The sequence below is a fragment of the Rubrivirga sp. genome (assembly GCF_965213695.1).
GTDB lineage: Bacteria > Bacteroidota > Rhodothermia > Rhodothermales > Rubricoccaceae > Rubrivirga.
Genome location: NZ_OZ243912.1, coordinates 2,801,019 through 2,812,983 on the forward strand (window position 1 = coordinate 2,801,019; position 11,965 = coordinate 2,812,983).

At 71.3% G+C, this 11,965-nt stretch carries 13 protein-coding genes; 6 read left to right on the top strand and 7 right to left on the bottom strand.

Features of this window, described 5'->3' with window-relative positions; genetic code table 11:
- Positions 1 to 22 precede the first annotated feature (22 nt).
- The 3 genes from aroC to ACOOHE_RS12460 form a co-directional block, all read right to left on the bottom strand.
- A complete protein-coding gene (aroC, locus tag ACOOHE_RS12450; RefSeq protein WP_420454404.1) occupies positions 23 to 1,237 on the bottom strand; it encodes a chorismate synthase in 1,215 nt (404 codons plus the stop codon).
- 43 nt (positions 1,238 to 1,280) lie between these two features.
- Positions 1,281 to 1,655 carry a four helix bundle protein gene (locus ACOOHE_RS12455; protein WP_420454405.1) on the bottom strand — a complete coding sequence of 125 codons (375 nt, stop codon included), beginning with the start codon at positions 1,653 to 1,655 and terminating at the stop codon, positions 1,281 to 1,283.
- Positions 1,656 to 1,727: 72 nt separating this feature from the next.
- Positions 1,728 to 3,260: a trypsin-like peptidase domain-containing protein gene (locus ACOOHE_RS12460; protein WP_420454406.1), complete on the bottom strand. Its 1,533-nt coding sequence runs from the start codon at positions 3,258 to 3,260 to the stop codon at positions 1,728 to 1,730.
- A 73-nt stretch (positions 3,261 to 3,333) separates the two neighbouring features.
- On the opposite strand from ACOOHE_RS12460, the gene ACOOHE_RS12465 reads away from it, so the two are divergent.
- From ACOOHE_RS12465 to ACOOHE_RS12475, 3 genes are all read left to right on the top strand, one after another.
- Positions 3,334 to 4,527, top strand: coding sequence for a glycosyltransferase (locus ACOOHE_RS12465; RefSeq protein WP_420454407.1), 1,194 nt, complete (start codon positions 3,334 to 3,336; stop codon positions 4,525 to 4,527).
- On the top strand, positions 4,524 to 5,096 hold the full coding sequence (locus tag ACOOHE_RS12470) for a thioredoxin family protein (protein ID WP_420454408.1): 573 nt from the start codon (positions 4,524 to 4,526) through the stop codon (positions 5,094 to 5,096). Before ACOOHE_RS12465 ends, ACOOHE_RS12470 begins: the two co-directional genes overlap by 4 nt.
- 224 nt (positions 5,097 to 5,320) lie before the next feature.
- On the top strand, positions 5,321 to 6,208 hold the full coding sequence (locus ACOOHE_RS12475) for a histone deacetylase (RefSeq protein ID WP_420454409.1): 888 nt from the start codon (positions 5,321 to 5,323) through the stop codon (positions 6,206 to 6,208).
- Positions 6,209 to 6,953: 745 nt separating this feature from the next.
- Here ACOOHE_RS12475 and ACOOHE_RS12480 read toward each other — a convergent pair.
- The gene (locus ACOOHE_RS12480) at positions 6,954 to 8,111 is read right to left on the bottom strand and encodes an IS481 family transposase (RefSeq protein ID WP_420454410.1); all 1,158 of its coding nucleotides are present in this window, start codon (positions 8,109 to 8,111) and stop codon (positions 6,954 to 6,956) included.
- A gap of 143 nt (positions 8,112 to 8,254) precedes the next feature.
- Here ACOOHE_RS12480 and ACOOHE_RS12485 point away from each other — a divergent pair, with 143 nt between their 5' ends.
- The 3 genes from ACOOHE_RS12485 to ACOOHE_RS12495 all read left to right on the top strand — a co-directional run bounded on the left by ACOOHE_RS12485 (position 8,255) and on the right by ACOOHE_RS12495 (position 9,762).
- On the top strand, positions 8,255 to 8,797 hold the full coding sequence (locus ACOOHE_RS12485; protein ID WP_420454411.1) for a type II toxin-antitoxin system RelE/ParE family toxin: 543 nt from the start codon (positions 8,255 to 8,257) through the stop codon (positions 8,795 to 8,797).
- Positions 8,798 to 8,834: 37 nt separating this feature from the next.
- A complete protein-coding gene (locus tag ACOOHE_RS12490) occupies positions 8,835 to 9,125 on the top strand; it encodes a helix-turn-helix domain-containing protein (RefSeq protein WP_420454412.1) in 291 nt (96 codons plus the stop codon).
- Positions 9,126 to 9,318: 193 nt separating this feature from the next.
- On the top strand, positions 9,319 to 9,762 hold the full coding sequence (locus tag ACOOHE_RS12495; RefSeq protein ID WP_420454413.1) for a GNAT family N-acetyltransferase: 444 nt from the start codon (positions 9,319 to 9,321) through the stop codon (positions 9,760 to 9,762).
- Positions 9,763 to 9,872: 110 nt separating this feature from the next.
- Here ACOOHE_RS12495 and ACOOHE_RS12500 read toward each other — a convergent pair whose 3' ends face one another.
- The 3 genes from ACOOHE_RS12500 to rbfA are packed head-to-tail and all read right to left on the bottom strand — an operon-like array spanning position 9,873 to position 11,919.
- The gene (locus ACOOHE_RS12500) at positions 9,873 to 10,799 is read right to left on the bottom strand and encodes a bifunctional riboflavin kinase/FAD synthetase (RefSeq protein ID WP_420454414.1); all 927 of its coding nucleotides are present in this window, start codon (positions 10,797 to 10,799) and stop codon (positions 9,873 to 9,875) included.
- On the bottom strand, positions 10,796 to 11,509 hold the full coding sequence (gene truB, locus ACOOHE_RS12505; RefSeq protein ID WP_420454415.1) for a tRNA pseudouridine(55) synthase TruB: 714 nt from the start codon (positions 11,507 to 11,509) through the stop codon (positions 10,796 to 10,798). Before truB ends, ACOOHE_RS12500 begins: the two co-directional genes overlap by 4 nt.
- 2 nt (positions 11,510 to 11,511) lie before the next feature.
- Positions 11,512 to 11,919 carry a 30S ribosome-binding factor RbfA gene (gene rbfA / locus ACOOHE_RS12510; protein ID WP_420454416.1) on the bottom strand — a complete coding sequence of 136 codons (408 nt, stop codon included), beginning with the start codon at positions 11,917 to 11,919 and terminating at the stop codon, positions 11,512 to 11,514.
- Positions 11,920 to 11,965: the final 46 nt, after the last annotated feature.

The following is an 11,965-nucleotide window of genomic DNA, read 5'->3' on the forward strand; positions in this document are numbered from 1 at the left end:
CGCCCGTCCCGTTCCGAGCTGGCTACAGCCCCCGCGCGCGGTCGGCCTCGACCCGTTCCTGGAGGGCCTCGAACGTGTCACCGCCGTAGCGCTCGACGAGGGCCACGGCGACTTCCCAGGCGACCGTCGCCTCGGCGACGGTGCTGGCGGCCGGGACGCTGGTGACGTCTGAGCGCTCGTAGCGCGTCGGCTGGGCTTGGCCCGTCGCGAGGTCGGCGGTGCCGAGCGGCTTGATGAGGGTCGGGATCGGCTTCATGGTGCCCCGGACGACGAGCGGCTGGCCGTTCGAGATGCCGCCCTCGACGCCGCCGGCGTGGTTCGACGTCCGCCCCCAGCGGTCGCCGTCGCGCGTGATGGGGTCGTGGACCTCGGAGCCCGGCCGGCGGCCCGCCAGCCACCCGTCGCCGACCTCGACGGCCTTCTGGGCCTGGATCGACAGGATCGCCTGGGCGAGCCGCCCGTCGAGCCGGCGGTCGCCCTGGGCGTAGCTCCCGAGCCCGACCGGCACGCCCGTCGCGACGACCTCGTAGACGCCGCCGAGGGTGTCGCCGGCCTTCTTGGTGGCCTTGATGTGCTCGACGGCCCGGTCCGACAGCTCGGCGTCGAGCATCCGGACGTCGGACCGGTCGGCCGCCTCGTAGACGGCCCGGGCGCCGCCCTCGACCAGCAGCGCGTCGCGCGCCTCCGCCCACTCGGCCGGATCGTCCTGGCCGACCTCGCCGAGGCGGACGACGTGGCTGCCGACCTCGATCCCGAGGGCCCGCAGCATCTGGCGGGCGACCGAGCAGCACGCGACCCGCATCGCCGTCTCGCGCGCCGACGACCGGTCGATGACGGCGCGGACGTCGGGCCCGTGGGGCGGCCGGTCGAACCCGTACTTCTGGGCGCCGACCAGGTCCGCGTGGCCGGGCCGGGGCAGCGTGATCCGCTCGACCCCCTCACCATCGCCGTCGACCGCCATCTTTTCGGGCCACCCGGTCCGGTCGGCCTCGTACGCCGCGTTGGGCAAGAGCAGCGCGACGGGGCTCCCCATCGTGTGCGAGAAGCGGACGCCGCCGAGCACGGTCACTCGGTCGCGCTCGACCTTGGCGCGTCCGCCCCGGCCGAACCCGAGCCACCGGCGCGCCAGGTGCTCGTCGAGGTCGGCGGGCGTGACGGGGACGCCGGCCGGCAGCCCCTCGACGATGCCGACGAGCGCTTCGCCGTGGGACTCGCCGGCAGTTAGATATCGGATCATCGGGTGAGGTCAGATCGGGTGATTGGGGAGGCTGACGGGGAGATCAGCGCTCGCCCGTGGCCGTCCGCCGCGATGCTGCAAAGATCGCCACGAGTTCGCCGGCCTCGCGGAGGAGTTCGCGCGTGCGCTCGGCGTCGGCGAGCCCGGCGTCGATGAGCAGCTCGATCCAGAACTCCGACTCGTCCGCTTCTTCGAGGACGACCCCGATCTTGGCGGCGAACTCCCGCCGGCTCCGCGCCCGCCCGGCCGCGCGGTAGTTCGCCGCCACCGACGTGGCCGACCGGAGAAGATGGCGACGGATGACCCGGGCGTCCTCCGTGTTCGGCAACGTCCGACAGAACCGGATGACGGCGAGCGCGAACGCCTTCGTCCGTCGCCGAAGCACCTCGGCCCTTGGATCTCCTGGCTGCTTGCTCATCGCTCGACTGGTTCTTCTGTCACGTTCGCGTTCCGATCCCCCGATCTGACCTCGCCCGATCTGACCTTCTCCCTAATCGACAAATGGCGAGGCCAGGTCGTAGAACGCCGTCCGGCCGTCGGGGCGGCGGACGCGCAGGAGCGCGGGGCGGTCCATTCGGGCGAGCCGGGCCAGCGCGACGCGGGCGTCCTCGGCCGTCGCGATGGGCTGGCTCTCGACCTCGAGCACGACCGTGCCGCGCGGGAGCCCGTCGAGCTCGGCCGCGCTGCCCGGCTCGATGGTCTCGACGTAGGCCCCGCTCTCGAACCGGCGCCGCTCGGCCCGGGTGAGGTCGCGGAACCGGACGCCCCAGTCGGGCGCCTCGGACCGGGCGACCTCCTCCTGGGGCAGCGCCGCCGGCGGCGTCGCCGGGGAGGTGCTGGCGAACCAGTCCTCGAGCGACGGGTCGCGGGGGTCGGTCAGCGTCGCCCGGAGCGCGCGGGCCTCGCCCCCGCGCCAGACGGCGAGCTCGACGGCCTGGCCCGGGCTGAACATGGCGAGCCGGCTCTGGAACTGGTTCGTCTCGTCGACCGCCTTCCCGCCGACCTCCAAGAGCACGTCGCCGGGGCGGACGCCGGCCCGAGCGGCGGGCCCGCCCGACACGACGCGGGTCACGAGCACGCCGCGGACGTCGTCCATCCCCGCCTCGCGGGCGTCGGCCCGGTCGACCGGGAACACCTCGACGCCGAGGTAGCCCCGCCGGACCTCGCCGTAGCGGATCAGGCTCTCGGCCACGACGCGGGCCAGGTTCATCGGGACGGCGAACCCGTAGCCGGCCGCGTACCCGTTCTCCGAGGCGTTCGCCGTGACGACGCCGACGACCTCGCCGCGCAAGTTGACGAGGGCCCCGCCCGAGTTGCCCGGGTTGATCGCGGCGTCGGTCTGGATAAAGTCCTCGATGGCGAACTCGTTCGGGATCGCGTTGAGCCCGCCGCGCCCCAGCGCCGACACGATCCCCTGGGTGAACGTGTTCCGCAACCGGAACGGGCTCCCGACCGCGAGCACCCACTCGCCGACCTCGAGCGCGTCCGAGTCGCCGAGCGTGGCGACCGGGAGCGGCTCGTCGTCGTCGACGCCGACCTCGAACAGGCGGAGCACGGCGATGTCCGTCGTCGGGTCGGTCCCGACGACCTCGGCCCGGTACTCGCGCTTGTCGGACGGGAGCACGACGATGGCGTCCGTCGCCCGGGCAACGACGTGGGCGTTGGTGAGGACGTAGCCGGCCGGCGAGATGATGATGCCGCTGCCGGCCTCGGTCTGGCCCCGCGCATAGCCGGCGCCGAGCTCGACCTCGACGTAGACCACGGCGCGCTCGACCTCGCGCGCGACGGCGACCGTCTGGCGGCTGACGTCGACGAGGTCCGGGACGTCGGAGGCGGCGGCCGGCGGGGGCCCCTCGGCCCCGATCTGGACCGTCTCGACGTCGGCGGGCGAGGCGACCGGGCCCAGCGCCGGCGCCTCCACGGACGGCGCGGGCTCCGGCTGGAGCAGCCGGGCGATGGGGAGCCCGAGGAGGACGCCGACCGACAGCGCGGCCAGCGCGAAGAGGAAACGGCGGAGCGTCACGGTCGCGAGGGGTAAACCGACCGTGGAGGCCGGGACGAATCCGCGCTCCATCTCGTCGGGTGGAGAACATACGTTGGACCGTCACGATTCGTCCCTGGCGCCCGTTGCCGCGCACATCTTCACCGACCCGCTGACCGCCGCGCCCCGCCCCCGTTCCGCCCTCTTCGCGCTCGTCGGCGACGTGACGGGCTCGTCGCGCGCGCTCCGCCAGCTCCGCGTGTTCGCCGAGGCGGGCGTGGTCACGACCGTCGTCCAGACGGCGGCGCCCCGCGACCCCGGCGCCCTCCCGGCCGGCGTCGCCCTCGACGTGCTGCCGGTCGCCGGCGGGTCCGGCCCGATGGCGTTCTGGCGGGCCCACCGCGCCGTCCGCGCCGCCGCGCGCGAGCGGCCGGCCGGGCTCCTCCTGGCGAGCGACCTCTACACGTTGCCGGCGTTGGCGCCCGCCGCACGCCGCCACGGGGCCGCCCTCGTCTACGACGCGCGCGAGCTCTACGCCGCCCTCGACTCGGCCCACGGCCGCCCCTGGGTCGGGCGGTTCTGGGGCGCCGTCGAGCGCCGGTTCGCACGCCGCGCCGACGCGGTCCTGACCGTCGGCGACGCGATTGCGGACCGGCTGGCGGACCGGGCCGGCATCGCCAGGCCGACCGTCCTCTACAACGCGCCGGAGAGAGCGGGCCGCGTCGGAGCCCGCGGCGCGCTCGGCCGAGAGCTGAGCCTGCCCGACGACGGCCGCGTGGTGGTCCTCTACCAGGGCCTGTTCCGACACGGCCGCGGGCTGCCGGCCCTGGTGGAGGCGACGCGCCGGGTCGACGGCGTCCGCCTGGTCCTGATCGGCGAGGGCGCGCTGGCGGACGACCTCGACGCGGCACGAGAGACGCTCGGCGACCGCCTGGTCGTCCACCCGTTCGTCCCGCCCGACCGGCTGGCGACGCTGACGCCCGGCGCCGACCTCGGCGCGTGCCTGATCGAGCCGCTGACGGAGAGCCTGCGCTTGAGCCTGCCCAACAAGCTGTTCGAGTACCTTGCGGCCGGTGTCCCCGTCCTCGCGAGCCCGCTCCCCGAGATCCGGGCCGTCGTCGACCGCGGCGTGGGCGTGCTGGCCGACCCCTCCGATTCGGAGTCGGTGGCCGACGCGCTCCGCCGGGCGCTCGACCCCGACCGCCGCGCGCGCTGGGCCTCCGCCGCGCCGGACGCCCTCGCCCCCTACACATGGAACGCCGGCCGACGCACGTTCCGCGACCTGATCGACCGCCTCCTCTCCGAATGACCAAGGCCCTGCTCGCGCTCCTGCTCGCCCTCCCGCTCGCCGCGGGCGCCCAGGTCGACGCCTCCATCGTCCCGGACGACGCGCCCGACTGGCTCTCGATGGAGACGGCCATCTCGACGGCCCAGACCGACGACCGGATCGTGCTGGTCTACGGCTACGCCTCGTGGTGCGGGTTCTGCGCCCGGTTCGATGCCGAGGTCTTCACCGACGACGCCGTCCAGGCCTACCTCGGCGAGCACTTCGCGCCGGTCCGCCTGGACATCGAGGGCCGCGACACGCTGCAGTTTTTCGACGCCGCCGTGACCGGCCGCGAGCTGGGCGGCGCCATGGGCATCTCGGGCACGCCGACGAACGTGTTCGTCGACACCGACGGGTCGCTCATCACCAAGCTCCCGGGCTTCACCGACCCCGAGACGTTCCTCTACGCGCTCCAGTACGTCCACGAGGAGGCGTACGAGACGACGCCGTTCGACGCCTTCGTGGTCGCCCGGCGGACGGGCCTGAGCCTGGAGCAGTCCATCGACACGCTCGTCGCTCCGCCCCGGGAGGGAACGGCCGGCGCCCAGTAGGCCGAGAGGGCGCCGAGGGCCAGCGGACCGGGCTGCGCGAGGCGTCCGCGGCCGTCCGCTGCGTTCTCATGGTCGGCCGGGGCTCGGGCCCCGATCTCCTCTGGCGCCTTGCCGACGTCCCCCGCCGCTCCCGCTCGCCTGCGGGCCCCACCCCCCAACGCCCTCTGCGGGTCTCGTACCACCCGGGCTACGTCGTCCCGCTCCCCGAGCGGCACCCGTTCCCGATGGCCAAGTTCTCGGCCCTGCGCGACCTCCTGGTCGCCGAGGGCGTGATCGCGCCCGCCGACATCGTCGAGCCCCGCGAGGCGGACTGGGCGGACCTGTTGCTCGTCCACACGCCGCGCTACCTCGACGCGCTCGCGGCCGTCGCGCTCGCGCCCACCGAGGAGCGGCGGATGGGGCTGCCCCAGAGCGCGGCGCTCGTCCGGCGGAGCCGGCTGGCGGTCCAGGGCACGATCAACGCGATGTCGATGGCGCTGCTCGACGGCGTCGCGGGCAACCTGGCCGGCGGGACGCACCACGCGATGCCGGACGGACCGGAGGGGTTCTGCGTGCTCAACGACGTGGCCGTCGGCCTCCGCGTGCTCCAACGGTCCGGGTGGATCCGGCGCGCGCTCGTGCTCGACCTGGACGTCCACCAAGGGAACGGGACGGCGACCGTCTTCGGGGGCGACCGGGCGTGGCCAGCCGGCGGCGTCTACACGGTCTCGGTCCACGGGGCGAACAACTTCCCGTTCCGCAAGCCGCCCTCGACGCGCGACGTGGGCCTGGCCGATGGGACCGGCGACGAGGCCTACCTCGGGACGCTGGCGACGCTACTCCCGAACGTGCTAGCGGACGCGGACCCCGACCTCGTCGTCTACCTCGGCGGCGTCGACGTGGTGGCCGAGGACCGCTTCGGCCGGCTGTCGCTCTCGCGAGACGGGCTGGCGGCGCGGGACCGGATGGTGTGCGAGACGGTCCGGGCGGCGGGCGTCCCGCTGTGCCTGCTGCTGTCGGGCGGCTACGCCGCGCGGCGGGCGCCCGGCCAAGCGCCCGAGACGCTGGCCGCGGCGACGGCCGACCTCCACGCGACGATGTACCGCCAGGCGGCGGCGGTGTACGGGGGGTGAGCCCGGGCTTGGTATGTTCCGAGCGGCTTCCGCCGCTGCGCCCCGTCCATAGAACTTTTGGTTAGCTGGCTACTGATACCTCATGCCTATGAACGGCCGGACTCTGAACAGACGATGGGGAGTAAACGCCCAGCATGCGCTGTACCACAAGGACGGGACTTGGTACCACCAACTCAGCCGATTCCCGGGGGCATTGTTCGATCCGAATGGCTACGTGCTGTTCGAGACCGAGGACGACTTTCGGGGTTGTCCGCATCTGAACATCGTTCAGGACGTTCACGCTCCAGACGGCATCAGTTCCATTCCCGGGTATGTCCGCGTTGGGTCCGAGGCGGACGCCCGCCCACAGGATCGAGCCAGTACCACGAGGGAGAGAGGGCCGATCTATGAAGGAGCGCCAAAGCGAGTTGAACTGACTCGGTACGAGCGAGACCCGAGAGCCCGCCGTGCTTGTCTAGAACACTACGGTGCCGTTTGCCAAGCGTGCGAATTGGAGTTTGGAGATGCTTACGGACCAGCCGTAGCCGGGTTGATCCACGTCCACCATCTCACGCCTCTGGCGGCGGTGGGCGACAACTACGAAGTTGACCCGGTGCGCGATCTGCGTCCCGTTTGCCCAAACTGCCACGCGGTGATTCACAGCAAGACGCCACCGTTCTCTGTTGAAGATGTACGCCGAATGCTGTTGTAGGAGCCGGGGAGATAGGTAACAGTTTAGACCGGGCACATCGGTAACACTTTCGGCTCAAGCTACGGCGGCCTGAAGCTTGAAGTCGCGCTCGTCGAGCCGCGCCAGCAGCACGTCGTAGAAGTAGACCGACCACACCCCGTCGTCTACCTCCTCGAAGGCGATCCACTCGTGCCCGAGCGCTTGGCTGATGAAGAGCTGCTGCCGCTTCCACTTGTAGGTGCCACACTTCGAGACCCACCGTACCTCGAAGTGCGCCGGATACTCCGGCTCCGATAGCGTCTCGGGCAGTGCCCGCTCGGAGCGGCGGTAGTGCGAAGCCGGGGTGTCGCCGCCGAGTGCCTCGTGGGGGCGCTCTTCGTTGAACTCCGCGCGGAAGCCGTCGAAGCGATCCTGTTGCTGCTCCCGATTCCGCTCGGGCGGGCGCGTCGTCTCTGCCTTGAGGTCCCTGTGCATCCGCTCGTGTCGACCATTCTGCTGCGGGCGGCCCGGCTCGATGCGGTGGTGCGTGATGCCCAGTTTGATCCACCACACCGAGAGCCGGGAGAGGCCGCAGAGCGCCTGTGTAGCGAAGGGGACCCCGTTATCGGTGCGGATCGCAGATGGGAGGCCGTAGGTGTGGAAGAGCCGCTCGAACTGCGCCTTCGCCCCGTCCTGCTTGACCGACGGCAGGCCCGTGCAGCCGAGCACGTAGCGCGAGTGCGCGTCGGCCACCGTCAGGGGGTAGCAGTAGAGGCCGTCGAGCGTCTTGAACTCGCCCTTGAAGTCGGCGCTCCAGACCTCGTTCGGAGCGGTGGTAGTCAGCGGCACCGCCCCCGGATGCCGCGCCGTGCGCCGCCGTCGGCGTGGCTCGACCAGACCATGGCGCTTGAGGATGGTCCCGACCGTCGAGGGCATCGGCAGCACGAGGGCGGGGTGACGCGGGGCGAGGTAGTCGAGGAGCTTGCGTGGCCCCCACCGTGGGTGCGCCTCCCGGCAGGCGACGAGGAGAGCCTCCACCTCCGGCGGGGTCTGGTGGGGGCACGTCTTCGGGGCGCGGTTCTGATCAGCAAGGCCGTCGAGGCCGCCCTCCTCGAAGCGGCCGAGCCACTTGTAGCCGGTCTTGCGGCTGACGTTGAAGCGAGCGCAGAGCTCGGTCATGGAGTAGAGGCCCTGCTGATGGGCGAGGACGAAGCGGGCGCGTTCGGTCATGGGGCAGGTCTTTATCCAGGGCATAGCGCATCGGGGCTGGTGATGGACTATGCCGGTGAACGGATCTGTTACCCATGTTGCCGGTCAGAAGTGTTACCCATGTACCCGGTCCGTACATGTACGCCTGTTAACCCGCGGCTGCAGGCCGACAACGGGCTCCAGCGCTCTTGCTTCGTCCGGGCTTCGGCGTCTACGTTGCCTTTTCCACCGTCTGCGGTCGCTGCCCGTTGCGGCTGAGCCGCAATCTGTCCTACGGCGCCTACCTCTCTGCTCCGGGAGGCGACTTCTTGGAGGACAGTTGGAACCTATTATACGTCATCGCGTATATAAGGCGAACGTATTCTGATATGGCGCACATACTCAAGGATCTCGAATGGTGGGGGGACGCCTATGACGTCCTCACGTCTCTCCCGGACGAGGTCCAACGCGACATCGGCTACGCCCTCCATCTCGCTCAGGCGGGGGAGAAAGCCGGGAGCGCCAAGCCTGCCACGTATGTCGGAAAAGGGGCCTACGCCATCACCACCGATTACAAACGCGAGACCTATCGGACGTTCTACGTCGCCCGCTTTGCCGAGGCCGTCTACTGCTTCTACGTCGTTCACAAAAAGGCGTCGAGTGGGACTGATCTCCCGAAGCGCCAGAAAGACCAAGCGGCCCAACTCTACCGCGAGATCGCTGAGTGGCGGTCTGCGTCGGGCCTACGCTGACGGTTCTGCCTCCGACCCCCTCACCCTCCTTGTCACCATGCCCGGTCCGACTCGAACCACACACGGCAGCGTGTTTACTGCGCTCTACGATGACCCTGATGAAGCTGCCCTCATGGCCTTCAAGGCCCGGCTCCTCCATGCGCTCGAACGCTACGTCGCCGAGTTTGACACCCAGGCCGAAGCCGCCGACGCGCTCAGCGTAAGCCAACCGCGGATCTCCGAGATCGTCAACGGCCGACTCTCGAAGTTCTCGACCGACCTCCTCATCAAGTATTGCAGCCGCGCCGGGCTTCGCATCCCCGACTTCGATCTGGTTCCAGTGGGTTGAGTGACGGGCGCTCTTTCCGCCGGGCTGTAGAGCCCACCACTGCAGGCCGACGTGGGACACGAGCGTTTTCGCCTCGCCGGGCCGAACCGCCAGCCCGGCGTTCATAGCTTCGGCCCGCCATCCCATCCCGCCTTCGGCCTTGTGAGACTGATCGGCCTACTGCTCTGACACCCTCTCATCTTCGGACCCTCTCGTGACTCAGCCGAAGATCACCGTCCGAGCCGCCACCGAGAGCGACCTCGGCTTCGTCTCCAGGGACGGCGATCTCCCGGACCCCGTCGTGAGACGGAAGGTGAGCGACGGCGATGTGTACGTCGCGCTCCGGGGCGACGAGAGGGCCGGGTACCTCCGGCTGGAGTGGCTGTGGTCGAAGCTCCCGTACATCGAACTCATCCGAGTGCTGGAGCCTCACCGCCGCGCCGGTGTCGGACAGGCGCTCCTCGCGCACGTTGGGGCCGAGACCGCCAGCCGGGGGCACGCCGCACTCTACAGCTCGTCGCAGGCGGACGAGCCGGAGCCGCAGGCGTGGCACCGCCGGATGGGGTTCGAGGAGTGCGGGATGCTCGCCGGGCTGAATGAAGGCGGCGTCGGGGAGGTGTTTTTCCGGAAGCCGCTTGTCACCAACAGGGCGGCATGACTCGCGGCTGCACCCGACGCAGAGCTCTGCGGCTCCTCTGTCGAGAGTCCTCCTGATCGGGCTTGCGAAGAGCGGCTGTCGCTCTCTCTTCACCCGGCCCATAGAGTCATTCACCGCAACGCGCGCCGGGCCGCTTGGGCGTCGCGTCCGAGCTGGGCGACGAGGGCCTCGACCCCGTCGAACCGCTGCTCGTCGCGGAGCCGGGCCACCACGTCAACGGCCAGCGTCTGCCCGTACAGGTCGGCGTCGACGTCGAACAGGTGGACCTCGACCGTTCGGGCGCCGTCGGTCTCGAAGGTCGGCCGCCGGCCGACGTTCATCATCCCGCCCGCCGTGGCTCCGTCGGCGAGCGTCGCGCGGACGGCGTAGACGCCCTCGCGCGGCACCAGCTTGCGCGGGTCGGCCGGGCGGACGTTGGCCGTCGGGTAGCCGATGGTGCGGCCCCGGGCGTCGCCCCGGACCACGGTGCCCGCCAGCCGGTACGGCCGGCCGAGCAGGACCGCCGCGCGCGCGGCGTCGCCGGCCTCCGCCAGCAGCCGTCGGACCTCGGTCGACGAGACCGTCACGTCGCCCTCGATCTGCTCCGGGATCACGTCGACGGTGAACCCAAGCCGGTCGCCGAGCCGTTCCAGCAGCGCCCGGTCGCCCCGCGCCTTCCGCCCGAACCGGTGGTCGTAGCCGATGACGATCTCGCGCATCCCGACCGTCCCCAGCAGCACGTCGGCCACGTAATCCTCGGGCTCCAACAGCGAGAGGTCGCGCGAGAATGGGACGACGACGAACCGCTCGACGCCGAGCGCTTCGAGCGCGTCGGCCCGCTCGTCGAGCGTCGTCAGGAGCGGGATGTGGAGGCCGGTCAGGACCTCGCGCGGGTGCGGGTCGAACGTGACGACCGTCGGGACGCCGCCGACCTCGCGCGCGCGGTCGACGAGGTAGCGGACGATGGCCTGGTGGCCCCGGTGGACCCCGTCGAACGTCCCCGTCGTGACGATGGACCGGGCGTCCGACCGGATGGTCTCCCCGACCTCGCGCGTCATGCCGGCAACCGGGCGGCCTCGACGAGCGCGTCCAACTCGAACGCCTCCGACACCTCGAACGGGCCGATGGCCTCCCGCCGCAGCGCGACCAGGTGGCCGCCCACGCCGAGCGCCTGCCCCAGGTCGTGCGCCAGCGACCGAACGTAGGTCCCCTTCGAGCACTCGACGCGGACGTCGACGTCGTCGCCGCGCCGGCCGGTGACCTCGAACGAGTAGACCGTCGTCGGCCGGGGCTCGATCTCGACGGCCTCGCCCCGGCGGGCCTTTTTGTAGAGCCGTTCCCCGCCCTTCTTGATGGCCGAGAAGACGGGCGGGCGCTGCTCGATCTCGCCCCGGAACGCGCCGAGCGCGGCCTCGACGGCGGCGTCGGTGACGCCCGAAGCATCGGCTTCGGTCTCGACATCGCCCTCGGCGTCGTAGGTCGTCGTGGTCTGGCCCAGGCGGACGGTTCCGGTGTAGACTTTGGGTAGGCCCATGAACCGGTCCTGCTGCCGCGTCGCGTCGCGCCCGACGAGGACGATGAGCAGGCCGGTCGCCATCGGGTCGAGCGTGCCGGCGTGGCCCACCTTCTTGACGCCGAGCGCCCACCGGACCTTCTTCACGACGCCGAACGACGTGATCCCGCCCGGCTTGTCGACCAGCAGGGCGCCGGGCTTGATGGGCCGGGCGACCGGGTCCCGAGACGTGACGATCCGGAGGTCGTCGGCCACGCCTAGTACTCCCCGCGCGACGGGGTCTCGTCACTCGCTTCCGACGCCGCGTCGTCGTCGCGGTCGGCGGCGATTTGGGCGAAGATGGCGTCCATCCGCTCGCGCCGCTGGGCGCCCTCGTCGAGGAAGAACCGGAGCTCGGGCATCCGCTTGAGCTGGTGACGGATCCGCTGGGCGAGGGCGTGGCGGATCTCGGTCGTCTGGGCGTCGAGCCGTGCCAGCGCCGTCTTGCGCTGGAGGTCGTCGGCGCCCAGGACGGACACGTCGACGTAGGCCGTCCCGAGGTCGTCCGTCATGCGGACGCCGGTCACGGTGACGAGCGAGTGGGTGGCCTCGCCGAAGTCTTGGGTCAGCAGGTCCGCGATCTCGCGCTGGATCATGCGGCCGACCCGGTCGGTGCGAATGCTCATGGGGCAAGGGGGATGTGGCACGGGGCGGGGCGAAGAAGCCTCATGC